General features: G+C 52.0%; 20 protein-coding genes. 9 read left to right on the top strand and 11 right to left on the bottom strand.

Annotation, left to right across the window (positions count from 1 at the left end; translation table 11 throughout):
- Position 1: 1 nt before the first annotated feature.
- Positions 2 to 1,696: an ATP-binding protein gene (locus FH871_RS01965; RefSeq protein ID WP_171062730.1), complete on the bottom strand. Its 1,695-nt coding sequence runs from the start codon at positions 1,694 to 1,696 to the stop codon at positions 2 to 4.
- 355 nt (positions 1,697 to 2,051) lie between these two features.
- Between FH871_RS01965 and FH871_RS01960 the strand changes: the two genes are divergently transcribed.
- Both FH871_RS01960 and FH871_RS01955 read left to right on the top strand, forming a co-directional pair.
- Positions 2,052 to 3,839 (top strand): family 43 glycosylhydrolase, encoded by a 1,788-nt coding sequence (locus tag FH871_RS01960; protein WP_138989650.1) that lies wholly within the window; start codon positions 2,052 to 2,054, stop codon positions 3,837 to 3,839.
- A gap of 157 nt (positions 3,840 to 3,996) precedes the next feature.
- Positions 3,997 to 4,680 carry a DUF1080 domain-containing protein gene (locus FH871_RS01955; RefSeq protein WP_138989649.1) on the top strand — a complete coding sequence of 228 codons (684 nt, stop codon included), beginning with the start codon at positions 3,997 to 3,999 and terminating at the stop codon, positions 4,678 to 4,680.
- 63 nt (positions 4,681 to 4,743) lie between these two features.
- On the opposite strand, the gene FH871_RS01950 is transcribed toward FH871_RS01955, so the two are convergent.
- The 3 genes from FH871_RS01950 to FH871_RS01940 are packed head-to-tail and all read right to left on the bottom strand — an operon-like array spanning position 4,744 to position 6,659.
- Positions 4,744 to 4,953, bottom strand: a complete 210-nt coding sequence (locus FH871_RS01950) for a hypothetical protein (protein WP_138989648.1) — start codon at positions 4,951 to 4,953, stop codon at positions 4,744 to 4,746.
- Positions 4,950 to 5,198 (bottom strand): hypothetical protein, encoded by a 249-nt coding sequence (locus tag FH871_RS01945; protein ID WP_138989647.1) that lies wholly within the window; start codon positions 5,196 to 5,198, stop codon positions 4,950 to 4,952. Before FH871_RS01945 ends, FH871_RS01950 begins: the two co-directional genes overlap by 4 nt.
- A gap of 24 nt (positions 5,199 to 5,222) precedes the next feature.
- Positions 5,223 to 6,659, bottom strand: a complete 1,437-nt coding sequence (locus FH871_RS01940; protein ID WP_138989646.1) for an NADP-dependent isocitrate dehydrogenase — start codon at positions 6,657 to 6,659, stop codon at positions 5,223 to 5,225.
- A gap of 90 nt (positions 6,660 to 6,749) precedes the next feature.
- Between FH871_RS01940 and FH871_RS01935 the strand changes: the two genes are divergently transcribed.
- The gene (locus tag FH871_RS01935; protein ID WP_138989645.1) at positions 6,750 to 7,676 is read left to right on the top strand and encodes a LysR substrate-binding domain-containing protein; all 927 of its coding nucleotides are present in this window, start codon (positions 6,750 to 6,752) and stop codon (positions 7,674 to 7,676) included.
- 90 nt (positions 7,677 to 7,766) lie between these two features.
- On the top strand, positions 7,767 to 8,468 hold the full coding sequence (aqpZ, locus tag FH871_RS01930; RefSeq protein ID WP_138989644.1) for an aquaporin Z: 702 nt from the start codon (positions 7,767 to 7,769) through the stop codon (positions 8,466 to 8,468).
- A 437-nt stretch (positions 8,469 to 8,905) separates the two neighbouring features.
- Here aqpZ and FH871_RS01925 read toward each other — a convergent pair whose 3' ends face one another.
- The 3 genes from FH871_RS01925 to treS form a co-directional block, all read right to left on the bottom strand.
- The gene (locus tag FH871_RS01925; RefSeq protein ID WP_138989643.1) at positions 8,906 to 10,300 is read right to left on the bottom strand and encodes a GntP family permease; all 1,395 of its coding nucleotides are present in this window, start codon (positions 10,298 to 10,300) and stop codon (positions 8,906 to 8,908) included.
- Between the two features lie 86 nt (positions 10,301 to 10,386).
- Positions 10,387 to 12,588 carry a bifunctional alpha,alpha-trehalose-phosphate synthase (UDP-forming)/trehalose-phosphatase gene (locus FH871_RS01920; protein WP_138989642.1) on the bottom strand — a complete coding sequence of 734 codons (2,202 nt, stop codon included), beginning with the start codon at positions 12,586 to 12,588 and terminating at the stop codon, positions 10,387 to 10,389.
- 199 nt (positions 12,589 to 12,787) lie between these two features.
- On the bottom strand, positions 12,788 to 16,099 hold the full coding sequence (gene treS, locus FH871_RS01915; RefSeq protein ID WP_138989641.1) for a maltose alpha-D-glucosyltransferase: 3,312 nt from the start codon (positions 16,097 to 16,099) through the stop codon (positions 12,788 to 12,790).
- 309 nt (positions 16,100 to 16,408) lie between these two features.
- Between treS and treF the strand changes: the two genes are divergently transcribed.
- Both treF and pyk read left to right on the top strand, forming a co-directional pair.
- On the top strand, positions 16,409 to 17,986 hold the full coding sequence (gene treF, locus FH871_RS01910) for an alpha,alpha-trehalase TreF (RefSeq protein WP_138989640.1): 1,578 nt from the start codon (positions 16,409 to 16,411) through the stop codon (positions 17,984 to 17,986).
- 109 nt (positions 17,987 to 18,095) lie between these two features.
- Complete coding sequence (gene pyk, locus FH871_RS01905; RefSeq protein WP_138989639.1) at positions 18,096 to 19,535, top strand: pyruvate kinase; 1,440 nt, start codon at positions 18,096 to 18,098, stop codon at positions 19,533 to 19,535.
- A 120-nt stretch (positions 19,536 to 19,655) separates the two neighbouring features.
- On the opposite strand, the gene FH871_RS01900 is transcribed toward pyk, so the two are convergent.
- A complete protein-coding gene (locus FH871_RS01900) occupies positions 19,656 to 20,945 on the bottom strand; it encodes a DUF5690 family protein (RefSeq protein ID WP_138989638.1) in 1,290 nt (429 codons plus the stop codon).
- Between the two features lie 209 nt (positions 20,946 to 21,154).
- Between FH871_RS01900 and FH871_RS01895 the strand changes: the two genes are divergently transcribed.
- The 3 genes from FH871_RS01895 (at position 21,155) to FH871_RS01885 (ending at position 22,921) form a co-directional block, all read left to right on the top strand.
- Positions 21,155 to 21,712, top strand: coding sequence for a YqgE/AlgH family protein (locus FH871_RS01895; RefSeq protein WP_138989637.1), 558 nt, complete (start codon positions 21,155 to 21,157; stop codon positions 21,710 to 21,712).
- A 230-nt stretch (positions 21,713 to 21,942) separates the two neighbouring features.
- Positions 21,943 to 22,524, top strand: a complete 582-nt coding sequence (locus FH871_RS01890) for a porin family protein (RefSeq protein WP_171062729.1) — start codon at positions 21,943 to 21,945, stop codon at positions 22,522 to 22,524.
- A 130-nt stretch (positions 22,525 to 22,654) separates the two neighbouring features.
- Positions 22,655 to 22,921 carry a hypothetical protein gene (locus tag FH871_RS01885; protein ID WP_138989636.1) on the top strand — a complete coding sequence of 89 codons (267 nt, stop codon included), beginning with the start codon at positions 22,655 to 22,657 and terminating at the stop codon, positions 22,919 to 22,921.
- A gap of 50 nt (positions 22,922 to 22,971) precedes the next feature.
- Here FH871_RS01885 and FH871_RS01880 read toward each other — a convergent pair whose 3' ends face one another.
- The 3 genes from FH871_RS01880 to FH871_RS01870 form a co-directional block, all read right to left on the bottom strand.
- On the bottom strand, positions 22,972 to 23,799 hold the full coding sequence (locus tag FH871_RS01880; RefSeq protein ID WP_138989635.1) for an NYN domain-containing protein: 828 nt from the start codon (positions 23,797 to 23,799) through the stop codon (positions 22,972 to 22,974).
- 111 nt (positions 23,800 to 23,910) lie between these two features.
- The gene (locus FH871_RS01875; protein WP_138989634.1) at positions 23,911 to 24,171 is read right to left on the bottom strand and encodes a YtxH domain-containing protein; all 261 of its coding nucleotides are present in this window, start codon (positions 24,169 to 24,171) and stop codon (positions 23,911 to 23,913) included.
- 106 nt (positions 24,172 to 24,277) lie between these two features.
- Entirely contained in the window at positions 24,278 to 24,583 is a 306-nt protein-coding gene (locus tag FH871_RS01870) for a DUF1330 domain-containing protein (protein ID WP_138989633.1), read from the bottom strand.
- Between the last annotated feature and the right edge of the window lie 2 nt (positions 24,584 to 24,585).

Below are 24,585 nucleotides of genomic sequence, written 5' to 3'. Positions count from 1 at the left end.
TTCATTTGGCCGGAACCGATACCGCCACACTTTGGGGCAGAAATACCGTAAATGTGGCTCCCTGACCGGGTTGCGACTGGGCCGCGATGGTACCGCCGTGCATTTCGGCCACTTTTTTGCAAATGGTGAGACCGATGCCCGTGCCGGCATACAAGTCTTTGCCGTGCAGCCGTTGGAAAAGCTGAAAAATCCGGTTGTGATACCGTTCGTCGAAGCCGATCCCGTTGTCTTCCACACTGATGGCCAGGTACGACGGCTCCCGTTGCCGCATCGGAACCGGAATGTCGAAAATGGTGACGTCCCGGGCAGAAATCCGCACCTGCGGAGGGCGATCGGGTGCGATGAATTTCAGGGCATTCGAGAGCAGGTTCTGGAACAGTTGCCGCAGTTGCAGCGGATTGCCGTAGATGGTGGGCAAAAAGTCAACGAAAACCTGCGTCTTTTTTTCACGAATGCTCAGTTCCAAATCGTCCAGCACCTCTTTCACCAGCGCATTGAGGTCGACCTGTCGAAAGGGCTGGTGGTGCGTATTCAGCCGCGAATAGGCCAGAATATCCTTGATCAGAACGTGCATGCGTTCGGCTGCATGGTGCATCCGCTGAATCAAATCCTGGGCCTTTGGGTTTAGCTCATTGGCAAACTGTTCGACGAGCAGCCTTCCGAAGGACTGAATTTTCCGTAAGGGTTCCTGCAAATCATGGGAGGCTATGTAGGCAAACTCGGCCAGTTCCTGGTTGCTGCGGTTCAGTTCGCCGATGTTCAGTTTCAGTTCGTGCTGATATTGTTCCAGTTTCTTTTTGGTTTCGGTCAGCTCGCGGTTGTCCTGCAAGGTTCGCTCCACCATTTTCTGGGCCTGAATATCCACCAGGAAACCGCTCCAGTACAGAATTTCCTTCTTCTCATCCAGCAGCGCGGTGGCCGTCATCCGGTGCCAGACGTAAGCACCCGTTTCGGCATTCCGGATTCGGATTTCGGTCTGGAAGGTGTGGTTGGCCGAAGCGGTTTCGGCCCATTTTCCCCACCATACGGCCGCGTCGTCTTCATACAGAACCGTCTCCCATTTCGATTTATTCAACTGGCTGACCGATTCGCCGGTGTATTTTCGCAACCATTCGTTGGCGTACAGGAGTTTCCCTTTCGCCGTGGCCGTAAAAATCATGAGCGGCAACGAATCACTCAACACCTGATACTGGCGTTCCGACGAGCGAAGCCGCTCAGCCAGTTCCTGTAGCTGGTTATTTTTTCGTTTGATTTCATCGGCTACCAGTTCGGTCGGCTCGGTGTCGAAGTGGTGCTTCCAGTGTGCCACGCTGGTTTCGTTAACGCATTGATCGGCTAAAACCGGAATACTCAGCCGTACTTCTGACCCTTTTTCGGATTTGGAAATCTGAACCTCATCCACCAGACGGCTAGCCACCTCGATCCGTTCATTTTTTTGTCCGGTAATCGCACTGTGGCTGCCACTGATTTTGGCCATAATCCGGGCTTTAGAGCCGTTTGGGGGCACAATCCCGAGCGTTAGAGATACATCGCTGCCATGCTGGAGGGCATCGCGGGAAACTTCCAAAACCGCCGTTGCAAAAGTCGTTTGGGCCACGCGTGAAAGCCCCGCCAGTTCGCCCAGTTTCAACGTGCGTTTATGCGCCAGAATTAGATCCTGCTCATCATCCAGCGAAACTATAGCGAGTTCGTACATAACAGAAACAGGGTATGTTTTATGGCTGCCAGCGAATAAAGGGTTCAACCACCGTAGTTTTTCTAAAAGGTCATTACCGTGAAAATATCCTCTTGTGAGTCGGGGGAAATAGGCTGACAATTCCGAAAAAGACGATCTGGTCAGCGTGCATGTTATGTCTGTTAAAACAGCTAAGTTACTGATTTTGTTTAAAGTGAATCCGGATGAACAATCCGACCGGCAACAACGGAAAAGGGTGTTTTTTTGAAAACTATTTTCCAGCATCCCGAAATCGAAACGGTTTTTTGTCCCGTACTTGCAAGTGGAGAAAAGACGTCTGTTGACGGGTGAATGGGATATCGAAACCAGGAGAGTTATGAAAAAAAACGTTCTGAAAAAGGTCTTGCTGTTGGCGCTTCCTTGGTTCATCGGGGCCTCCGGCCTGGCTCAGCAACGAACCTACTGCAACCCGATGGACATCAGTTACCGGTATAATTTTGAGCAGTTGAACGAACGGATTTCGTACCGTTCGGGCGCTGATCCGGTCATTATCAACCACAAGGTGGGCAGCAAACCGGGGGAATACTTTCTGTTCGTCACCATTTCCGGTGGCTGGTGGAAATCAAAGGATCTGGTCAGTTGGCAGTACGTCGTGCCCGACAAATGGCCGATGGAAGACATGTGTGCGCCAGCGGCCCTGTCGGTGCGCGATACGCTGTTCCTGTTTCAGTCGACGTTCGAACAACGCCCCATTTTTTATTCGACCGAACCCGAAAATGGCAAGCTCAAGTTCTATAACCGCTGGTTGCCGCGCCTGCCCAAAGACATCGGTCCCTGGGACCCGGCTCTCTTCCACGATCCGGATACCGACAAGTGGTACATGTATTGGGGTTCCTCGAACGTTTATCCGATTTTTGGTGCCGAACTAGACCACCGCCGTCGGCTGACCTACATGAACCCGGAACCGTCGAAAGCTTACCAGCCAATGCTCTGGCTCGACCCGTGGCAACACGGCTGGGAGCGTTTCGGCCCGAACCATTCCGACCCCATCAAACCGTTTACGGAAGGGGCCTGGATGACGAAACACAACGGCAAATATTACCTGCAATATGGAGCGCCCGGAACCGAATACAACGTGTACGCCAACGGCACCTACGTCGGCAAAGATCCGCTGGGGCCGTTTGAATACGCGCCCTACAACCCCATTGCCTACAAACCGGGGGGCTACGCCACCGGCACCGGCCACGGAAACACGTTCCAGGATAATTTTGGCAATTACTGGAATACCGGCACCACCTGGCTGGGCATTGTCTGGGGTATGGAACGACGGATTGTGATGCATCCCGCCGGTTTCGACAAAGACGACCAGCTTTACGCCAACACCCGTTTCGGAGACTTTCCGCATCACCTTTCCACCAAAAAGTGGGAGAACAGCAACGCGCTTTTTACGGGCTGGATGTTGCTGAATTACCGGAAACCGGTCACGGCCTCCTCAACGCTGGATACCCTGCGCGCCGAACTGACAGCAGACGAAAATCCCCGGACGTTCTGGGTGCCAACCCAAAACAAAGCCGGCGAGACGCTGACCACCGACCTCGGTGCCGACCACGACATTCGGGCGGTGCAGGTCAATTACGTCGATTATAAAAATACCGTTTTCGACAGTGATTCTACGGTTTACACCCAGTTTCGGTTGTATGCGTCGAGAGATGGAAAGAAATGGGACAAAATTGCCGACCTGACGTCGGAGCCCAAACGCGACCGCGCCTGTGCCTATGTGGAATTGCTCCGTCCGGTGCGCGGGCGGTATGTGCGGTATGAACACGTCTACACGGCGGGTCCTTACGTGGCCATCAACGGGTTTCGGGTCTTTGGCAATGGGTTGGGAAAAGCCCCGGCGACGCCCGTAAAACTAGCGGCTGTCCGGCAGAAAGACCAGCGAAATGCCGATATTGCGTGGGAAAAAGTGCCCGGTGCAGTGGGCTACAACATTCTGTGGGGCATTGCCAGAGACAAGCTGTACCAGACCTATCAAATCTGGAACGACCAGCCGAATAAACTGGAACTGCGGGCGCTGAATGTAGGCGTACCGTATTATTTTGCCATTGAGTCGTTCAATGAAAACGGCGTATCAACGGTCAGTGAGGTCATTGGCCCCCGGTAAAAAAGAAATACGAATTCTTCAGGTTCATGTCTCTGTTTTCGACCATGGATTCGTTCATAATTTACCCTGGAACGCCGGATGGTTTGACAAAACTTTTCTTTTTCAAAAAAGACCCTCAACTTCGGGTCACTAATCGAGTTTGAAACCAACCAATTCCATGAACAAAATTCTAGTACTGATTTGCTGTTTATTAACCGGGCTGGCCGTTGCCCAAACTACGCCGAAACATCCCGATACCTCCGGAAGCGACTGGAAACCGCTTTTTGCCGCCGATTTGTCCGACGCCGGTTTTCCAAAAGGCATCTGGAGCGTTGAGAACGGCGTTTTAACGGCCACGGAAGACATTCCGATCTGGACCAAAAAGACGTATAAAAACTTCGTGCTGGACCTGGAATTCAAGAACGCGCCCGGCACCAACAGCGGGGTTTTTGTGTATTGCAGCGATACCGCCAATTTTATTCCGAACTCGGTGGAGATTCAGATTGCCGACGACTACAGCGAACAGTGGTCCAAAGCTCCGGCGTCGTGGCAATGTGGGGCGTTTTTCGGTCACAAACCCGCGATGCTGCCCAAGGTGGTCAAATCGGCGGGCGAGTGGAACCGCTACACGATCACCTGCCAGGGAAAAAACATCACGGTTTTGCTGAACGGTCAACTTGTCAACCAGATCGATATGAGCCTGTGGACTTCCGGCAAAAACAACCCTGACGGCTCAGCCATCCCGAACTGGCTCAACAAGCCCTGGGCTACGCTGCCGAACGAAGGGTATGTCGGTTTTCAGGGCAAACATGCCGGTGCGCCGATTTACTTCAAGAATATGAAAATCAAAGCGTTGCCATAAACAAAGTGGCCAGAGGCTGCCGACCAGGCAAGACCTGCCCGGGTCGGCAGACCGGTCAAAAGTTTAGTTAGTCGTAAGACTTCGCAGCAGGTTTGCGCTGCACACAATCGACAGCACTTTGACGACTTCACTCGGCAAAACATCGTCCCGGATCACGAAAGCCGTCACCAGACAGGCGACTGACACACTTAACTGGAAAATGATTGGTAAAACCGGTAAGCGGGACTCGAGCCGGGCACTCAGCATCCGGGCGTTGTGCAGGAACTTTTTCATGACAGCCTGATCGTTAGAACTGAAGCAATCGAAACCGGCCCACTGCTGGATTGAATGGCTTGCCGAAGATCAAAAAGGTCTTTTTGCAAGGTTTTAATCCGTTTTTCCCGCATTTTGACATCTTCCTCGCTGCTGTTGCTGCCGATCTTACTTTCGTGGTATTTGATTTTAATATGCACCATTTCAGTAAGGAGTTGAATGGAATCCTGGGCCGAAAACTGACCCTGAATGAGCTGCATTTCCATGGTATGCTAAGTGGGTTTGATGAATTATTGACCTTGCCCCAGCGAAAAGGCGGGTTTTCCGTTAAAATCGTACAGATTCTCCGTCTTGATGGTGTCGATGTTGTTTTCGACGGCTTTGACCAGCAGAAAAATAAGATCCAGTTTACCCAGGGTGTTGCCTTTGGCGGGTTTGAATCGACACCGCCAGTGGTCGGTACAAAACGTTTCCGAAAAGCCGTCCGGCCATACCTTGATGCCCCGGTTGGTGATCATGGAAAGTTTTGTTTTTTCGGATTCCAGCGGTTTCAGCAACCGGGCAAGATCGTCCGGATTGGTGCCATTCCAATGAACAAAGACATCGACACCGACCAGTTCTTTTCTGGCGGGCGGTTTTCGCTGGTATTTAGGCAGATTTAACGGCGTTCCATTGGCCAGATTAACGGCTTTCAGGGTTGAGGGCTTCTGGCCCAGATTGGCAATAACCGCCTGCGCAAATTCTTTTGTGCCCACTTTTTGCGTGCTGATGCCTTCCTTGTAGAGATCATAGGTGTGAATACCGTCTTCGATGGTTTTAAGCCAGGCATTCTGTACCTTTTCGGCCACGTCGGTTTGCCCGATGTGAATCAGCATCATGACCGCACCCTGAAGCAGCCCCGACGGATTGGCCAGATTTTGCCCGGCCCGGCGCGGAGCCGACCCGTGAATGGCTTCAAACATGGCGCATTCTTCGCCCAGGTTTGCTGACCCGGCCAGCCCCACCGATCCCGCGATTTGAGCCGCTACATCCGAAAGCACATCACCGTATAAATTGGGCATCACAATGACATCGAAAAGCTCGGGCGTATCGGCCATCTTGGCGGCTCCAATATCAATAATCCAGTGTTCATTTTCGATGTCGGGGTATTCGGCGGCAATCTCGTCGAATACCTGGTGGAACAAGCCATCCGTTTGCTTCATAATGTTGTCTTTGGTGAAGCAGGTTACTTTTTTGCGCTCATACTGACGGGCGTATTCGAACGCATAACGGATGATTTTTTCGCAACCCGGCCGGCTGATGAGCTTGAGGCATTGCACCACTTCATCGGTTTGCTGGTGTTCAATACCGGCATACAGATCTTCTTCGTTTTCCCGCACAATCACCAGATCCATGTGCGGGTGTTTGGTTTTGACGTATGGATGGAGACTCAGGCAGGGCCGAACATTGGCGTAGAGTCCTAAAAATTTGCGGGTGGTGACATTCAGGCTTTTGTACCCTCCGCCCTGGGGGGTGGTGATCGGGGCTTTCAAAAATACCTTGTTTCGCCGGATGATCTCCCACGATTCTTTGGCAATCCCGGCTGAATTACCGGCCAGGTAGACCTGTTCGCCCACCTGAATCTCATCCAGTTCGAGTTGTGCACCTGCCGCCAGAATAATTTCGAGCGTAGCATCCATGATTTCGGGACCGATGCCGTCGCCCTTTGCTACTGTAATCCGTGTCATTTTGATAAGCAGTTATTGATGCGACAAAATTGCAGCGCCGGGATTATATATTTTTATTTATGTTTGTAATGATATGCATAAAAAATATTTATGAATTATACGCTGAATCAGCTTCGCATTTTTTCAACAATCGTTCAAAACCAGAGCATTACCAAAGCTGCGGAAGTACTGCATCTGACCCAGCCGGCGGTTTCAATCCAACTGAAAAATTTTCAGAATCAATTTGAAATTCCGCTGACGGAAGTGATCGGAAAGAAGTTATACATCACGGATTTTGGGAAAGAAATTGCCATCGCGGCCGAAAACATTCTGAATGAAGTCTACGCCATTAATTACAAAACACTGGCCTATAAAGGGCAACTAACGGGGCGCTTGAAAATTTCGGTGGTTAGTACCGGGAAATACGTAATGCCGTATTTTTTGACCGATTTTATGAAGCAGCATCCGGGCGTCGAACTGGTGCTGGATGTGACGAACAAATCGAAAGTGATCAGCAGTCTGGAGAACAATGAAGTTGACTTCTCGCTGGTTTCCGTCTTACCGAATCAGTTGGCCATCAGCCAGATTGAACTGATGCAGAATAAACTGTATCTGGTGGGGAGCCAGGAGACGGACTTGGGCCCGAAACCGTATACCATGCGCCTGTTCGAGACCATTCCGCTAATTTACCGGGAAGCAGGCTCCGGTACCCGGCTGGTGATGGAGCGCTATTTGGAAAACCAGGGGCTAACGGTTTTGAAAAAGATGGAACTGACTTCCAATGAAGCCGTAAAACAGGCGGTTATTGCCGGGTTAGGCTATTCCGTTATGCCGCTGATTGGCATTAAAAATGAGCTTGAAAACGGTCAGCTCCGGATTATCCCGGTTGAGAATTTTCCCATCAAATCGGTTTGGAGTCTGATCTGGCTTTCCCATAAAAAAATGTCGCCCGTTGCCGGTCTGTATCTGGCCTACGTTAAAAAGCAGAAGGATGCAATCATACAGGAGCGCTTTAACTGGTTTGAAAATTACCAGTAGCGTTTTTCTTCGATTACCTGTGACTAAATCCGGTTTTTGAGGTCAAAAGAAGGGGCCAACAAACCCTTTCTCTTAAACTTAAAACTGTCTATGAAAAAGTCACTGGCCGAACTGATCGGCACCTTTTCCCTGGTTCTCTTTGGCTGTGGAGCCGCCAGTATTTCCGGAATTTCGACTACCGGACCCGCCGGTATCGGTCTGTTGGGCATTTCGTTTGCCTTTGGTCTGGCGGTGGTGGTGATGGCCTACGCCATTGGTCCGGTGTCGGGCTGCCACATCAATCCGGCCATTACGATTGCCATGCTGGTGGCCGGGAAAATCAGCGTCAGTGATGCCATCTCCTACATCATTGCCCAGTTTATGGGAGCCACACTGGGGGCAGGGGTCCTGTATCTGATCCAGAGCGGGGCTCCCGGTTTTTCGATGGGCCAATGGGCGCTCGGTTCCAACGGCTGGGGCCCCGGCTACCTGGGAGCCTACAGCACCTCCTCCGCTTTCATCACGGAAGCCGTCCTGACGTTCCTGTTTCTGCTGGTTATTTTCAAAACGACGTCGCGGTTGGGCAACAGCAACATGGCCGGTCTGGCGATTGGTTTGACGCTGGTGCTGATTCACCTGGTGGCGATTCCGGTTACGGGGACGTCGGTCAACCCCGCGCGGAGTTTTGGCCCGGCGATTTTTGCCGGCGGTCTGGCTCTGAAACAACTGTGGCTGTTCATCGTCGCCCCGATTGTAGGCGGAATTGTGGCCGCATTGTTTTATAAGGGTGTTTTTGAAGAGAAGAGAAAATAATAAAAGATTCTACAAAATGGGGCATCCCTACGGGATTGTTTTGAATTTCGTGTGGTGCGATTCTACAAAATGAATCATCCCTACGGGATTGTTTTGAATTTCGTGTGGTCGTTTTTACAAAATGGGGCATCCCTACGGGGTTTTTTTGAATTTCGTATGGTCGTTTTTACAAAATGGGGCATCCCTACGGGATTGTTTTGAATTTCGTGTGGTGCGATTCTACAAAATGAATCATCCCTACGGGATTGTTTTGAATTTCGTGTGGTCGTTTTTACAAAATGGATCATCCCGCTGGGATTTTTTGGGATTCCTGCGGAAACCGGGTTGCATCACACGTCCCATCGGGACGGCTCATTTTGTAGGAACTGCGTCCGATTATCCGGGGATGAGTCCCGTAGGGATGGTTCATTTTGCATGGGTATCAGGCTTTGGGGCTTTTAAACGATACCGAAGCCATAATACAGCGCAATCACAAAGAACACGGCTGCGGTTTTGACGAGGGTCAGGATAAAAATGTCCTTGTACGCCTGTTTGTGCGTCAGTCCGGTTACGGCCAGCAGGGTGATCAGCGCGCCATTGTGCGGCAGGGAGTCCATGCCGCCACAGGCCATGGCCGCCACCCGGTGCAGCACTTCCGGATCGATGCCCAGTTGGGTGGCCTGTTCGAGGTAGGTTTTGCTCATAAGGGCCAGACTAATACTCAAACCGCCTGAACCGGAACCCGTAATCCCGGCCAGCGTCGTGGTCGTAACGGCTTCGTTGACCAGCGGGTCTTTGAAAAGGGACGCGATGCCGGTGCTCACCACTTTAAATCCCGGAAGAGCCGCGATGACAGCCCCAAAACCGTATTCGGATGCCGTATTCAGCGTGGCCAGCAAGGCACCACCGATGGCGAGGTTAAGCCCCGCCGTAAAACCGGTTTTGATGGCCCGGAAGGCAAAAACAAGAACGGTGAGGATGCCCAGAACCAGTGCCCCTTCCACCGCCCAGACAGCCGTTAATTTTGAAATCTCAATGGGTGGAATGCCCTCCATCCCCAGGCTGGTGAAGTCGAACGTTTTGCCGTAGTATTGCGGGATCAGCTTCGTGAAAACCTTGTTAAAAACCGTCACAACGAGCAGCGGGAGTACCGCAATACCGACGGAAGGCAGCGTCGTTTCGGCCCGTCTTTCGGGTTCATTGAGGTGGTTTTTCCCGTAACCTTCGCCGGTTTGGATCGCCAGGTTTCGTTGCCATTGCAGATAGAACATGCCAATCGAAAAGATAAAAATACTCCCGCAAATGCCCAGCCAGGGAGCGGCCCAGGCATCGGTATTGAAGAATGTAGTCGGGATAATGTTCTGAATCTGAGGAGTTCCCGGCAGGGCGTCCATCGTAAAGGTAAACGAGCCGAGGCCAATGGTCGCTGGAATCAGGCGTTTGGGAATGTCGCTGGCTTTGAAGAGTTCGGCCGCAAAAGGGTAAATGGCAAACACCACGACGAACAATGAAACCCCGCCGTAGCTGAGAATGGCACCCACCAGCACCACGGCGAGCATCGCCCGGTTTTTGCCAATAATAGCGATTACCGCCGTGGAAATGGATTTGGCATACCCCGCCATTTCGATGAGCTTTCCCAACACCGCCCCCAACAAAAATACCGGAAAATAGAGCTTGATAAAACCGGCCAGTTTATCGAGAAAAACGCCCGAAAAAAACGGCAGGACGTAAGCCGGGTTGGCTAGCAGAACGGCCAGCAAAGCAGCAAGAGGTGCGAATAAGATGACATTGAATCCGCGGTAGGCAACAAGAATCAAGAAAGCCAAAGGCAGTAAAACCAGGAGGACATCCATCCGATGCGTTTGCTTAGAGAGTTAAGCTAGCAGAAGGAGAAAGTCATTGTATTTTACTGCCTTTTTTTAGCATCAATCCCTGTCAATTAAAGCGGCATATTTACAGCACTGAAATCCTTCAGCAACGCCAGGACTTCCTGAACGTTTTCAACCCGATGGGCGGCATGGGTGCTGCCGGGACCAACCTTGACGGTATACTGATTTTCCAGCGTCAGGGCCGTAAACATATCTTCATCGGTGCGGTCGTCGCCGATGGCCAGCACAAAGTCGTAGGGTCGGGCCAGTGACAACTGCTTGGCCACCTTGCCTTTATCGGTTTCGGTGCTTTTGATTTCGACCACGCAATTGCCATCGATCACCCGCAACTGGTAAGGCAGCAGGTTTTCGAGCGTAGTGATCAACTCGCGGGACCGCACAAAGCCGGTTTCCGATTCGGCAGAGCGGTAATGCCAGGCCAGCGAATGGCTTTTTTCTTCAATAAACGAGCCGGGGCAGCGGGTTACGAAATCGATCAGAACCGGGCTGACAATCTGTTTCCACGAACCGTCGTCCAGAATATCCCGTCGCCACAATCCCTGTTGTTTGATATAAGAACCGTGTTCGGCCACCATGTCGATGGGCAGAAACCCCAGCCACTCGTCGAGCGTCTGCTGGTCGCGTCCGCTGATGATCACCACGTAGTTTTCCCGGCGGCTCGCCAGCCTGCCCAGCACGTTGATCACTTCGATGGGTGGAGCGGCCAGTTCCGGTTTGGTCTTGTAGTTCACCAGCGTGCCGTCGTAATCGAGCAGCAACAGCCGCGAACGGGCCTGCGCATAGCGTTCCTGGAGGGAGAAATTTGGTTGTGATTTCAAGAGGGGTGCGGGCTCAGTCTGTTGGGAGCTTTGCAGATTCAATAAACAGTCGACAAAACTGCCAGCCCATTTTTTGACATCGTATTCTTTCAATCGTCGCTGCATGATGGCAATCCGGCGGGCCTGCTCCTCCGGTTCCATTTCCAGGGCGATTTTCATTTTGTCGGCAACTTCATTTTCATCCATCGGATTGATGTGCAGGGCGGTGCTCATTTCGTTGGCGGCTCCGGTCATCTCACTCAGAATCAACACGCCCTGGTGGTCTTTGCGGGCCGCCACAAACTCTTTGGCAACCAGATTCATCCCGTCGCGAATGGGCGTGATCAGGGCCACATCGCAGGCCGTATAAAGTGCGAGCAACTGCGGAAAAGGTACCGAACCATAGCGGTAAACAATGGGCCGCCAGATCAGGGTTCCGTATTTTCCGTTGATGCGCCCGACGGCCTGCTCGATCATTACTTTCCGTTCGCCGTATTTCAGAATTTCATCGCGGGAGGGCACCACCACCAGGATAAACGTCAACCGCTCCGTCCATTCGGGGTAGCGTCGCAAGAAGGCTTCCAGTGCATCGAGACGCTGCATGACGCCCTTGGTGTAGTCCAGCCGGTCGACCGAAAAAATGATCTTATTATCTTTGTAAGCATTCTTCAAAGCCGCCCGTTCTTCCACCACATCCGCGTTGTCGTAGGCGTCGTGGTAGAGCGAATAATTGATGCCGACCGGAAACGAATCTGACTGAATAAGCCGGTTCTGGTAATTAATCTTCCATATTTTGTGCTGAACACCCAGATTGATCTGGACGGATTGCAGAAAATGGATGTTGTAGTCGTTGGTATGAAAACCGACCAGATCGGCCCCCAGCAGGCCCGTCAACAGGTATTCCTTGCATTTCTGGGGCAGAATCCGGATCAATTCGTAGGAAGGAAAAGGAATGTGCAGGAAAAAACCGATGGTCGCGTCGGGCTTTTTTTCACGGATCAACCTCGGCAACCCCATGAAATGATAGTCGTGTACCCAAACGATGTCCTGGGGTTTCATCAGTTGTGAAACGGCTTCACTAACCGCTTCGTTGGCTTTCTGGTAGGCTACAAAATCCTTTTCCTGGTAATCGACGTAGGTCGTGAAATAATGAAAAAGCGGCCAGATGACTGAATTGGAAAAACCGTTGTAGAAATCCTGCTGAATTTTGCGGTCTAAAAAAACCGGTACATATTCAAAGTCCTCGTTGACGAGGTGTTTGTGCTTTTCCCAGGTTCGGCGGGAGAAATCGGCGCAGCCTACCCAAACCGGTTTTTCACTGGCTCCTGTGAAATCCAGGGACTTCATGGCCGTTACCAATCCTCCTGAGGAAGCTTTCAGCGTCGTACTACCGGAGGTGGTTTCAAAGGCAAAAGGGAGCCGATACGAAACGATGATAAGTCTATTGTTCTTCATAATGAATGGTTTATACTAATCACGTCGAGTAATTAAATAAGACCATTTAGCGTGGAATGGTTCGGGAAACACCCGGATTAGAAAAATTCTAATCCGGGTAATAACCATTTCCAGAATGCTAAATATGTTATTTAAGTTTCTGAACCACAACGGATTGTGTGGTTGTCAGAGATTTGCTTGATTGGTTTTGAAAGGCTTTTCAATCAAGAATTGCTTTGATGATTCGAACCGGTGCCAGCACCCGGTCCGGGCGGTTGGCCAAGTCATCATTGAGGTCAAACATGGCTCGTTCCAGCAAATAGGCTTCCAGCATAACCCGAAGGTCGGCCCGGTTTTTTGGATAGAAATTCGCTTCCTCAACAGTGTCGAGGTAGGCTTTCAGGAAGATTTGGCTGATCTGGTACGCCCACCAGTCGGCAAACGGCAGCAGGTTATTAATGTCCTCTTTCGGAACCTGGTTGGTGGCCAGAAAACCTTCGTATGCAACGTAATAAAACGACCGGATCATCGTGGCTGCATCCCGCAACGGCGACCGTTTGATGCGCCGGGTGCTGAAACTCCGCAGCGGATTGCCGCCAAAATCCTGAATGGCAAGATCGCGGCCCGTCAGCAACACCTGCCCCAGGTGATAATTCCCGTGAATCCGAATTTTCAGCGCATCCAGTTTGTGGTCATAAATCTGCTTCATAGCAGCCAAAACCGCCTGCTTTTTACCCAGAATGTCCTCCACTTCCCGGCGGCTGTCGTCCGGCAAATCCTTCAGGCTTTTGGTCTGGCTCTGGTAACTTTCCCGAACGAGCGACTGCATACCGGAAAATAGCGACCGCTGGTAGTGCAACGAGAACTCCTCAGGGGCAAAGTCCCTATTGGTGGTGTTGGCCAGCGCCAGATGCATCTGACCCGTTCGGATGCCCAGCAGACGGGCCTCTTCCGAAGCCGTACCACCCAGCAATTCCCGGCTTTCGGCGGTTAAATCATCAAAGCTGGAGGGTTCGCTCCAATTTCCCTGGCGGACAATCGAAGCCAGTGTCTCTTTGTTCCGCGCCAGAATCCGCTCGATGAAATTGTGAATCCGTTCCAGCATAAAACTGTGGCCGTCGCCGTGATTTTCCACCATCACCTCCATCATCCCCAACGCAATTGAGCCTTTCTCAGACTGCCATTCGATGGTACCGATAAACGATGGAACGTACTCAAAATGGGCTTCATCACTCAAAAACCGGGTGATTTCCACGTCCGGGTTCAGGTTCCAGTCCACTTTTCGGTACATTTTCAGGAAAAACTGGTTATCGTAGGCAATGGCCGTATAATCCCGGTCGGCGGTGTGCATTTTGGATTTGATCTCTCCGGCGTTCAACGGATAGCTTTTCAGCTTGTCATTTCCGGTAAAAACCAGCTTGCCATTTTTGGCCGGAATGGCCTTGTTCGCGGCCATTTTGGTGAAGAGCAACTGATGCAGCCGGACGGTGAAAAACGCATCGCAGAGCAAACCGTCCTGATCGCCAAGCTGTAAGGTTGCCAAAACCGCCTGCGGGCAACTCGTGGCGATCTGGCTGGCCCGGTCACCCTGCACGAAAACGACCGGAACCTGATACAATTCGGGTAACCCCTGTTCATACGACACCTCCACCAGCAGGAGCGAGCCGGTTTTGTCGTCCAGATGGATAACCGCCTGATCGGTGATGGCAAAACTGTCGATTTCCCGGCCTTTGCCGATAAACCAGTGGGCCTTCGCCATGTAGTTCGGCAAAATCTCGTTTTCGAGCGTCGTCCGCGCTTTGGTCAGCGTCAGGTCTTCCCATTTCGCCAGCGTCAGCGATGGCAGCGCATTTTCCAGATCGATATCCGGGTGTGCTTTTTGCAGCGAAAACCACTGATAATCATAGGGTGCGAGCGTAAACGGGTACGGGCTGTCTTCCCGAATGACCGGAAACCGGTTTTTACTGAACAGTTCAACGGGCCGGTAGCCTTTGTAGTCGATCAGGTCGATCTCCGCCGGTTGCGAGTGTTTGGACAGGTTGACCACAATCAGCAGCGTCTCGCCTTCGTAGCTGCGGGTAAAGGCCAGCACTTTCGGATTTTCGACGTTCAGAAACGTCAGATTCCCGCGCCCAAACGCTTTGTACCGCTTGCGCATGTTGATCATCCGTTTCGTAAACCACAGCAGCGACGAGGTGTTCTGCCACTGGGTTTCCACGTTCACAGCTTCGTAATGGTAGGCCGGATCGAGAATCACCGGCAGGTACAGCTTCTGCGGATTGGTCACCGAAAAACCGGCATTCCGGTCGGGTGACCACTGCATCGGGGTCCGAACGCCGTCGCGGTCGCCCAGGTACACGTTGTCACCCATCCCGATTTCGTCGCCGTAATACAAAACCGGGGTGCCGGCCAGCGAAAACAGCAGACTGTTCAGCAACTCGATTTTCCGCCGGTCGTTGTCCATCAGCGGAGCCAGCCGGTGCCGGATGCCCAGGTTGATGCGCGCTTTCGGATTTTTGGCGTACATTTTATACATGTAGTCCCGCTCGTCGTCGGTCACCATTTCGAGCGTCAACTCGTCGTGGTTTCGGAGAAAAATCGCCCACTGGCAGTTTTCCGGAATGTCGGGTGTCTGGTCGAAAATGTCGGTAATTGGATACCGGTCTTCCATCTGAACCGCCATAAACATGCGTGGCATTACTGGAAAATGGTAGTTCATGTGACACTCATCGCCGTCACCGAAATACGAAGCCGAGTCTTCCGGCCACATGTTCGCTTCGGCCAGAAAAATGGTTCCCGGAAAATGCTCGTCGATGTGTTTCCGCAGTGTTTTCAGGTACGCGTGCGTTTCCGCCAGATTTTCGCCGTTGGTGCCTTCCCGTTCAAAAAGATAGGGAACTGCATCGAGCCGAAAACCGTCCACGCCCATCTTACACCAGTAATCCAGAATTTTGATGATTTCGTCCTGAACCAGCGGATTGTCGTAGTTTAGGTCGGGTTGATGGTGGAAAAACCGGTGCCAGTAGTATTGCTGGGCCACGGGGTCCCAGGTCCAGTTGGAGGCTTCGAAATCCTGAAAAATAATCCGGACATCCTTGTATTGACTGGGGTCGTCGGTCCAGACGTAGTAGTCGCGTTCCGGCGAACCTTTCGGCGCTTTTCGCGCCCGTTGGAACCACGGGTGTTGATCGGAAGTATGGTTGATGACGAGTTCTGTGATCACTTTCAGGTTGCGGTTGTGCGCTTCCTGCAAAAATTCCTGAAACTGTTCAATGTTGCCATACGACGGATTGATGCTGTAATAGTCGGCGATGTCGTAGCCGTCGTCGCGCAGGGGCGATGGGTAGAAGGGCAGCACCCAGATGGCCGTAACGCCCAGATCCTGCAAATAATCCAGTTTTTCCAGCAATCCCCGGAAATCGCCTATGCCGTCGCCACTGCTGTCGCGAAAGGCTTTGATGTGTAATTCGTAAATGATGGCATCCTTGTACCAGTGGAGTTTATCGTCTAAGCCTGCTTTGTTCGTCGCCATATTTCTCTCGTCAAAAGTCCCGTTTCAATCAGTCTACCTATTAAAACTAACTTATACGGGAGCGAGATGTTTGGGAAAACCGCTTATTCTGGTCATATCCCGCGTCCCCGGCGTACAATCCGGCTCGCATCCCGTTTCCCCGGTGTACAATCCGGTTCGTGTCGCGTTTCCCCGGATTGCATCCGGGGCTATTGATAGTTGCCCCGTTGGGACCTGGTGTTCCGGGTTGTAGTAACCTCTGTAGGGGCCGGAAAACCTTGAAACGGCTTTCGGGGTTACTGAAATAGAGTCCCATAAAAAAACGGTACAATGCTCCCACCAACCTATCAGACGGCACCGGCACCGGATGTCGTATTTGGCGATTTTTTTCTGGATGTTCAATTGAGCGGTATTTTCTCCGACTCGAAAACCTTCGTGGACAGTGTCCCGCTGATGGCTCCCGAGGCTATTCTGGCGCAGTATGAAGCTCAAAAAAACAAACCCAATTTTTACCTGAAAGCGTTTGTCGACCAGCATTTTACGCTGCCCGATTCACCCGCATCCGGTTATGTCAGCGATGCCACGATGACGACCACGGCCCACATCGATCAGCTTTGGGATGTCCTGACACGCGATCCGGATGTGCCGGTGGAAGGCAGTTCGCGGTTGCCGCTGCCCCATCCGTATGTCGTGCCGGGCGGGCGGTTTCGCGAGATTTTTTACTGGGATAGTTACTTTACGCTGCTGGGACTCAAACAGGCGGGGCGGATCAATCTGATTCGGAACATGGTCAATAATTTTGCGTACCTGATCGACACCTACGGATTCATTCCAAACGGTAACCGGACCTATTTCCTCAGCCGCTCACAACCGCCGGTTTTTGCGCTGATGGTGCAGTTGCTGGCCGAACTGGACGGCCCGGAAGGTCTGACCCGCTACCTGCCCCGTTTGCGGCAGGAATATACGTTCTGGATGACCAGTAGTGAAGGATTGGACGTGGATCGTCCGTTTGACCAGCGCGTGGCCCGGCTGGAAAACGGCACGGTGCTGAACCGGTATTTTGATCCGACACCCCGGCCCCGCGCTGAAGCTTATCGCAAGGAAGTGGAACTGACCGAAGCTGCCAATGCAGTCGGGATCGAGTCTACGGTTTTTTACGGCCATTTGCGGGCCGCCTGTGAGTCGGGCTGGGATTTCAGTAGCCGCTGGTTCAGCGACGGCCAGACAATGGCTACCACCAGCGCGGCCACCCTGTTGCCGGTCGATCTGAACTGTCTCCTGTATTCGCTGGAACTGACGTTGCGTGACGCCTACCGCCAAACCGGTGAGGTGTCGGCGTCGGAACGGTTTGAACAGCTGGCCGAAAGCCGAAAAACTGCCATTGCGCAGACGTTTTGGGATCAGGACCGGGGCTTTTATTTTGATTATGACCTGGTTACTAACCGGCGGACGACTGCCCAAACGCTGGCGGCTGCTTTTCCGTTGTTTTTCGGACTGGCCACGCCCGAACAGGCGGAGGGTGTTCATAACCGGCTGCGGAGCGATTTTTTGAAACCCGGTGGCTGGGTGACGACCCTGGTTCGGTCCGGACAGCAATGGGATTCGCCGAACGGCTGGGCACCCTTGCAGTGGATTGTGTATAAGGGACTTATGAACTACGGTTTTTCGGAAACAGCCGCAGAAGGGCGCGACCGCTGGCTGGCCCTCAACGACCGGGTTTTTCGGGAAACCGGTAAAATGATGGAAAAATATAATGTGGAAGATGATACGCTGACGGCAGGCGGGGGCTATTACCCGAATCAGGACGGTTTTGGCTGGACCAATGGCGTTTACCGGCAATTGATGGGCGAAAAGCTGGCTGAAACCACGCCGATTAACAAACCGGACCAGCCGAAAAAGCGGGGGTGAAACGCATTTTTTAACATTGATTATACAACCTTTACAGAAAATTTGCTGGATTGTCGGAAAGGGTTGCTTATTTTGCACCTGTATGGTCTACTGACTTCTGTCAAATTCTATGTCATTGAAAAAAACCAAGATTGTTGCCACGGTCGGCCCGGCGTCCGACACCAAAGAAAAACTGCTGGCTTTGGCCCGCGCCGGTGTGAATGTTTTCCGGCTGAATTTTTCCCACGGCACACACGAAGATCATTTAGCCCGCATCAAGAGCATCCGGGAAATCAACGCTGAATACGGCCTGAACCTCGCCATCCTGCAGGATTTGCAGGGTCCCAAGATCCGCATCGGCAAAGTCGAGGATGAAAACGGGGTGATGATTTATTCCGGAAATAAGCTGGTCTTTACCAATGACGAAATCATTGGAACGGCTGAACGCGTCAGTACGCCCTACAAAGGCATGTACCGCGACGTTCGGAACGGCGAACGCATCCTGCTGGATGATGGTAAACTGGAGGTAAAAGTAATTGGAACAGACGGCACCGACGTCATCACGGAAGTGGTATATGGCGGACCGCTGAAATCGAAAAAAGGGGTCAACCTGCCCAATACGAAGGTTTCGATGCCCTCGGTCACCGAGAAAGATTTCGAAGATCTGGACTTTGGTCTGGAACACGAAGTGGACTGGATTGCTCTGTCGTTCGTGCGGCAGGCGTCCGAAATTCTTGAAATTAAAGAGTACATCCGGGCGCGGGGTAAATCCTGTCGGGTGATTGCCAAACTCGAAAAACCGGAAGCGATTCAGAACATCGACGAAATCATTGCCGCTACCGACGGTGTCATGGTGGCCCGGGGTGACCTGGGTGTTGAACTGCCCGCCGAAGAGGTTCCGATGATTCAGAAAATGATCGTTGAGAAATCCAACAAGGCGGCAAAACCGGTGATCGTGGCGACGCAGATGCTCGAAAGCATGATCGACGCGCCCCGTCCAACCCGGGCGGAGATTAACGACGTTGCCAACTCCGTGTTAGACGGAGCCGATGCCGTGATGCTCAGTGCCGAAACCGCATCGGGCAAATACCCGATTCTGGCGGTCGAAAACATGGCCAACACCATTCTGAAGGTTGAAGAACTGAGCGATAAAATCTACTACCGCTACCACGCTTTCGTCAACGAACAGCCGGGTAAAAACGTCCTGAACGACAATGTCGTGATGAGTGCGTGTCGTTTGGCGCGTGATACCAAAGCCAAGGCGATTATCGGTATTACGACCTCGGGCTATACGGCCTTCCGGTTGTCGCACCACCGCCCGAAAGCCGGTCTATACGTTTTTACGTCCAACAAAACCATGATGAACGCGCTGGCGCTCTATTGGGGGGTGCAGGTGATGCCGTATGAACCCAACCCGGAAAACACGGTGGATCAGACGGTTTCCGAAATCAAAGATCTGCTGGTGAAGCAGGGCGTGCTGAAGTCAGGTGATATTTTCATCAATACGCTCAGTATGCCATTGATGGAAAACCTGAAAACGAACACCGTGAAGCTGAGCGTCGTGGAATAAAAGACGGGGCCGCCCATACGGTTATTTCGCGGAGATTAGCAGAAAAAAAAGGAGTTAAGCGGAGAAATTTTCTCTGTTTAACTCCTTTTTCTCTGATAAACCCTGGGTAATAACCCTCCGCTAAACTCTGACACCCTCCGCTACTCTCTGCGAAACCACCGCCTTGTATTTCCGCTGAAAATACCCGAAAGAAACGACGATCAGAACGCCGTAGACCACGGAAATCACATAGGCCGAGTAGATGAAAAAATCGAGAAAACTGATGTTCGGCTGGCCGAAGTTTTTATACAACACGACGGCGACACTCCCCATGTACCCGTAATAATCCGCCAGGGTCACGATGAAGCCCACCGTGCTCACGTAGCGAAACGACGCCACCAACCGCTCGAAATACAGCCCGTTACACGGCACGTAAGCCCCGTAAAGTCCCAGCCCTACCAGCGTAAACCAGGTTCCCGGCGACAGGATGCCCTGCTGAAAAAACCAGGTACTGACGCCAATCAGCACCGCCGACAGCAGCATCACGATGTTGATGAGCCGGAATGCCAGAAAGTTGTTTTTGATGAGCTGTAAAGCCCCCATGACGACCAGAATTCCGAACGCGACCGTGGTCTCCGTTTTGGTAAACACGCCCGGATTGGTAATGCCGACGGCCGAAAGTATTTCGGGGGCAAAATTATCGCGAAAATCCCGGAAGGCCGACAGCAGCACGTAGGAGACGATCAGCGTGGTGAGTCCCACCGAAAAAGTCTGGAGAAAATGCCGCCGTTCGGTCTGATTCATCGGTCGCCGTTCGGTGCGGAGGTCGCGGTCTTCGGGCGAAGGCGGAGGCAGGAGCGTCATCATCCAGACCGAAATCAGCAACGGCACCACAAACAGCAGACCCGTGACGAACGGGAGCCAGAACTCCGAAACACCCCAGACACTCCGGATGGTCAGGGCGACGGTTTTAACGAATCCCGACGCAAAGATGAACGAGGCCGTGAGGCCGGCAACGAGCGCATCGGTTTGCCGCCGGCCTTCCAGAAAACCCAGCATGATGCCGTAGACCATGCCCAGTGGCAAGCCGTTCAGAAACAGAAAAACGATGTTGTAGGGGGGTGGGGTCAACGCAAAACCGAGCAACGCCAGTTCGGCTAAACCAATGAAAATGAGGATGTATAAGGCGCGTTGGGCCGGTCTCATCTCCGAAACCACTTTCACTCCAATCCGTTTGGAAACCGCATAGCCCAGCACCTGCGCCGTGATGAGCCAGATTTTATAGCTGATGCCGGCGTAACTCATGCCTTCGAAAATGACGGCCGTAATGCCTTTCCGGAACGCATACATGCAGGCGTAGGTGCAAAACGCAGCGACCGCGCCGAAAGCAATGAAGAGGATCGGGTTGCGTAAAATGGATTTGTTGGGCATTCGGGTAGGTTTGATCACAAATTACACAGGATTTATGAATAGAAGACGCGACGGAACCTAAAAATCAAAATTCGGGACGCTTTCCGGCAAATCCGTTTTTCTGGTATTAAGATTGTGTTACGGAAAGAAAGAAAACTGTATACCGAAGTAGGGTACTCTTTCGTATATATTCTTAAATTCACGTTAGTCTCCACCTGAATACAACCGATATGAGCGCACAACCGATCACCAATGGATGTCTGCTGATCGCTGAACCGTTTCTGGGCGATCCGAATTTTGAACGAAGTGTCGTGCTGGTGTGCGACCATAACGAGGAGGGCACGTTCGGGCTGGTTCTGAACCAGATTGCGCAGGTGAAACTGAACGACGTGCTGACTGACGAAATGTACCACGATTATTCACTGTATGTCGGCGGGCCGGTACAGCAAAACACCCTGCACTACATCCATCGGTTGGGCCACACGGTGGACGAATCCATCGAATTGCCCAACGGCCTCTACTGGAGTGGTAATTTCGACCGGTTGCGGCAACTCATCAACGCCGGTGCCGTGAAAGAATCCGACATCCGGTTTTTTGTCGGATACTCCGGCTGGTCGGGGGGGCAACTGGCCGACGAAATGGCCCAGAATGCCTGGATTGTGACCCAGGCCGACTCAAGCTACATCTTCGATACGCCCTCCGACCAGTTCTGGCGGGGCATCCTGCGCCAGATGGGCGGGCAATACCGGGTACTCTCGCATTACCCCGTCGATCCGCGGCTGAATTGATGCGGGGTAGACAAGAGAGATGAGACAAGAGAGTAAAGACGAAATTCCTGAAAACCGACGATTCTACTCTTTACTCTCTTGTCTATTGTCTCCTGTCTATTCTCTTAATTTTTGTGAAAATGGCCCGAAACTTCGGGCTTTACCCGTAAGATAACTGAATTTCTCCCGTTATTTGTCTGCCGGTTCACGCTCTCAGGGGTGAACGGATTTGTTTATTTCTCCAAAACCGTATGTTGAAAGTCAGACTACTTATATTGGTGGCGTTTTTGTTCGCTTCGTTTGCTTCATTTGCTCAGCTTCAGGGTGTATTTGGTATAAAAGCCGGTGCCAGTTCGTCCATCACCGCGCAGGAAGGCATTACCCCGTATATTTCCCGCTACAAAACCGCCTTTCATCTGGGCGGGGTGTACCGCCTTCGCTACAAACGCTTCGTGGCACAGCCGGAAGTATTGTATTCCATCAAAGGAGGAACCTTCAAACGCCTGGGTGTCAATCCGCAAACGATCCGGAATAATTACAACTACCTGAGTGTTCCGCTGATGCTGGGTTGGATTCCCACCGAAGGCGTTGTGCTCCAGGCCGGGCCGGAGTTCAGCTACGCCATCGACACGCCCTACGGCCCCGGAAAGAAGCAGGATACCGGTATTGCGATTGGTGCCCACTACGATTTTCTGGACATGGCCGAAAAGTTCAGTTTGAACCTCCGGTATATTCACGGACTAAACAACGTCTCCAACAGTTCCATTGTCGAATACCGCAACCGGACGTTTCAGGTTTCAATCATCTATAATTTTTACAAGAAAAAGAAGTGAGAAAGGACGGGCTTCGTTCGATTTCGACCGCATACAAGCACGAATTACAAAAACGAAGCAAACAGTAGCTGCTCTGATTGGTTATCCTGAAGACAATCAATTTCTTTTTTCACCTGAAAAGAGCAGTAGCATGGCAGAGAAGAGCAAAGAGGAGATCGAAGCCAAAAAGGCAATTGGTCCGGCCGGACTGGCCAACCAGTCGGCAAACGGAACCAGTGGACCCGGAAGCCAGTTTCCGGATGAAGAAATTCAGGACATTGCCCCGACCGACATCGAAGATAGGTATCTGGACGGCGATGAAGATCGTACAGCCGCTAATGTCCGGGAAACGCACCCGAATCGCAACCGGGACGGTAAACCCCAAATCGACAAGCCTTCCTACGGAGGGGGACACTAGAGGAAACAAAAAAACCGGGCACTGAAAACGCCCGGTTTTTTCATAAGCCGCTAGGATTTTACCCGCACATACACGAGTTTAAAATTGCCCTTTCCGGTTTCTCGCTCGTCAATTTCGAACTGGTCGATGCTTTTTAACAGCGGAACCAGCTTTTTAAACCCGTAATTGCGGGGGTCGAAGTCGGCCTGTTTCTTGGGTAGGAGATTCCCGAGTTCGCCCAGAAACGCCCAACCGGATTCGTCCGCCAGGTCGTTGATGCTATCGGCAATCATCTTGATGACGTCTTTATTAACCTTGCCAATCGCTTCGGGTTCCACAACAGCAATCGGTTCCGGTTCTTTCGCTGGCTTTACCGGGACCTCAACGGGTCTCGGCGTGGCTTTTTTTCGGGAACGGGTTTTGGCAGCGGCTGGTACGAGAACAGGAACATCCTCGTTTTTTTTCAGGATTTCAAGGTAAATGAATTTGTTACAGGCGGAGATAAACGGCGTTGGCGTTTTCTTTTCGCCGATGCCGAACACTTTCATCCCGGCTTCGCGCAGGCGCGTGGCCAGGCGCGTAAAATCACTGTCGCTCGAAACAATGCAAAACCCATCGACCCGCCCGGTATACAGAATGTCCATCGCATCGATGATCATGGCGGAATCCGTCGCGTTTTTGCCGGTGGTATAGCTGTATTGCTGAATGGGCGTGATCGCATTTTCGAGCAGCACGGTTTTCCAACCGGCCACGGTCGGTTTGGTCCAGTCGGCATAGATGCGTTTAAACGTCGGCGTTCCGTATTTGGCAATTTCTTCCAGCATACCCCGGACGTTGGAATAAGGCACATTGTCGGCGTCGATCAATACCGCAAGTCGGAGGTCAATGGCGGTTTCCATGGATTTTTCGGTTGGTAGCGGGCTATGGTGAATCGATAATCCGGCAACTTTACCGAAAATTACGCAGAAGTCAACCTCACCGGACAAGCTTCTTGCCCGGTGAAGTGGGAATTAGGCGGTTTTGCTTTCCTTCGGCTCTTCCGAATGGCTTTTGAATTTCGTGGCAATATCGTCATAGGCGGCATCGACTTTCCGCTTGAGGCTTTTGACGGAATGGTTGTATTCGTCTTTCAGGTCTTCCAGGTAATCCTCTCCCTTTTCCCGGATCTTTCTGCGGACCTTTTCCCCTTTTTCCGGTGCAAATAAGATGCCCAGGGCCACACCAGCGGTGGCTGCCAGCAAAACGCTCAAGATTACTTTTTCGGTTTTCATGGTGTACAATGGTACGGTTTGTCGTGATTACTGAATTCGATTTACAAAACTAAACGGATACAAAGTAGCGGAAACTGACCAATATCGGGCGTGAAACTGAAAAATATCACGACAATGTTGCCCCTTCAATCAGCAGAACCCGTTCAATCGACTGGTCTTTCAACGCCAGATACTGCTGGCGTTGCGGATCATCCCGGTACGCTTCAAAGTCAGCCTTCGTTGGAAAGGTGACGAGGTGAAGTTCGTACGGATAACCCAGCGTGGTCGCAATCACCGCCGATTGGGGTGGCCGAACCCGGTAAAGCAATTCGCCCCGGTAGTGTTGAAGCAAGGGTAAAACGTGCTCTTCGAAGGCGTGAAAAACCGTTTCCTGCCCCGGTTTCACAAACAGAATTTGGGTATAATACAGCATGG

It is taken from the genome of Larkinella sp. C7, from assembly GCF_006149005.1.
In the GTDB taxonomy this organism is placed as follows: Bacteria; Bacteroidota; Bacteroidia; order Cytophagales; family Spirosomataceae; genus Larkinella.
Note: the sequence above shows the minus strand (reverse complement) of the source record. Positions and strands in the feature narration are given on the sequence as shown.

What these genes read in the sequence shown, in the direction of transcription:
- FH871_RS01965 (WP_171062730.1), bottom strand. Translation starts at nt 1,696, where the DNA reads ATGTACGAACTCGCTATAGTTTCGCTGGATGATGAGCAGGATCTAATT.
- FH871_RS01960 (WP_138989650.1), top strand. Translation starts at nt 2,052, where the DNA reads ATGAAAAAAAACGTTCTGAAAAAGGTCTTGCTGTTGGCGCTTCCTTGG.
- FH871_RS01955 (WP_138989649.1), top strand. Translation starts at nt 3,997, where the DNA reads ATGAACAAAATTCTAGTACTGATTTGCTGTTTATTAACCGGGCTGGCC.
- FH871_RS01950 (WP_138989648.1), bottom strand. Translation starts at nt 4,953, where the DNA reads ATGAAAAAGTTCCTGCACAACGCCCGGATGCTGAGTGCCCGGCTCGAG.
- FH871_RS01945 (WP_138989647.1), bottom strand. Translation starts at nt 5,198, where the DNA reads ATGGAAATGCAGCTCATTCAGGGTCAGTTTTCGGCCCAGGATTCCATT.
- FH871_RS01940 (WP_138989646.1), bottom strand. Translation starts at nt 6,659, where the DNA reads ATGACACGGATTACAGTAGCAAAGGGCGACGGCATCGGTCCCGAAATC.
- FH871_RS01935 (WP_138989645.1), top strand. Translation starts at nt 6,750, where the DNA reads ATGAATTATACGCTGAATCAGCTTCGCATTTTTTCAACAATCGTTCAA.
- aqpZ (WP_138989644.1), top strand. Translation starts at nt 7,767, where the DNA reads ATGAAAAAGTCACTGGCCGAACTGATCGGCACCTTTTCCCTGGTTCTC.
- FH871_RS01925 (WP_138989643.1), bottom strand. Translation starts at nt 10,300, where the DNA reads ATGGATGTCCTCCTGGTTTTACTGCCTTTGGCTTTCTTGATTCTTGTT.
- FH871_RS01920 (WP_138989642.1), bottom strand. Translation starts at nt 12,588, where the DNA reads ATGAAGAACAATAGACTTATCATCGTTTCGTATCGGCTCCCTTTTGCC.
- treS (WP_138989641.1), bottom strand. Translation starts at nt 16,099, where the DNA reads ATGGCGACGAACAAAGCAGGCTTAGACGATAAACTCCACTGGTACAAG.
- treF (WP_138989640.1), top strand. Translation starts at nt 16,409, where the DNA reads ATGCTCCCACCAACCTATCAGACGGCACCGGCACCGGATGTCGTATTT.
- pyk (WP_138989639.1), top strand. Translation starts at nt 18,096, where the DNA reads ATGTCATTGAAAAAAACCAAGATTGTTGCCACGGTCGGCCCGGCGTCC.
- FH871_RS01900 (WP_138989638.1), bottom strand. Translation starts at nt 20,945, where the DNA reads ATGCCCAACAAATCCATTTTACGCAACCCGATCCTCTTCATTGCTTTC.
- FH871_RS01895 (WP_138989637.1), top strand. Translation starts at nt 21,155, where the DNA reads ATGAGCGCACAACCGATCACCAATGGATGTCTGCTGATCGCTGAACCG.
- FH871_RS01890 (WP_171062729.1), top strand. Translation starts at nt 21,943, where the DNA reads ATGTTGAAAGTCAGACTACTTATATTGGTGGCGTTTTTGTTCGCTTCG.
- FH871_RS01885 (WP_138989636.1), top strand. Translation starts at nt 22,655, where the DNA reads ATGGCAGAGAAGAGCAAAGAGGAGATCGAAGCCAAAAAGGCAATTGGT.
- FH871_RS01880 (WP_138989635.1), bottom strand. Translation starts at nt 23,799, where the DNA reads ATGGAAACCGCCATTGACCTCCGACTTGCGGTATTGATCGACGCCGAC.
- FH871_RS01875 (WP_138989634.1), bottom strand. Translation starts at nt 24,171, where the DNA reads ATGAAAACCGAAAAAGTAATCTTGAGCGTTTTGCTGGCAGCCACCGCT.
- FH871_RS01870 (WP_138989633.1), bottom strand. Translation starts at nt 24,583, where the DNA reads ATGCTGTATTATACCCAAATTCTGTTTGTGAAACCGGGGCAGGAAACG.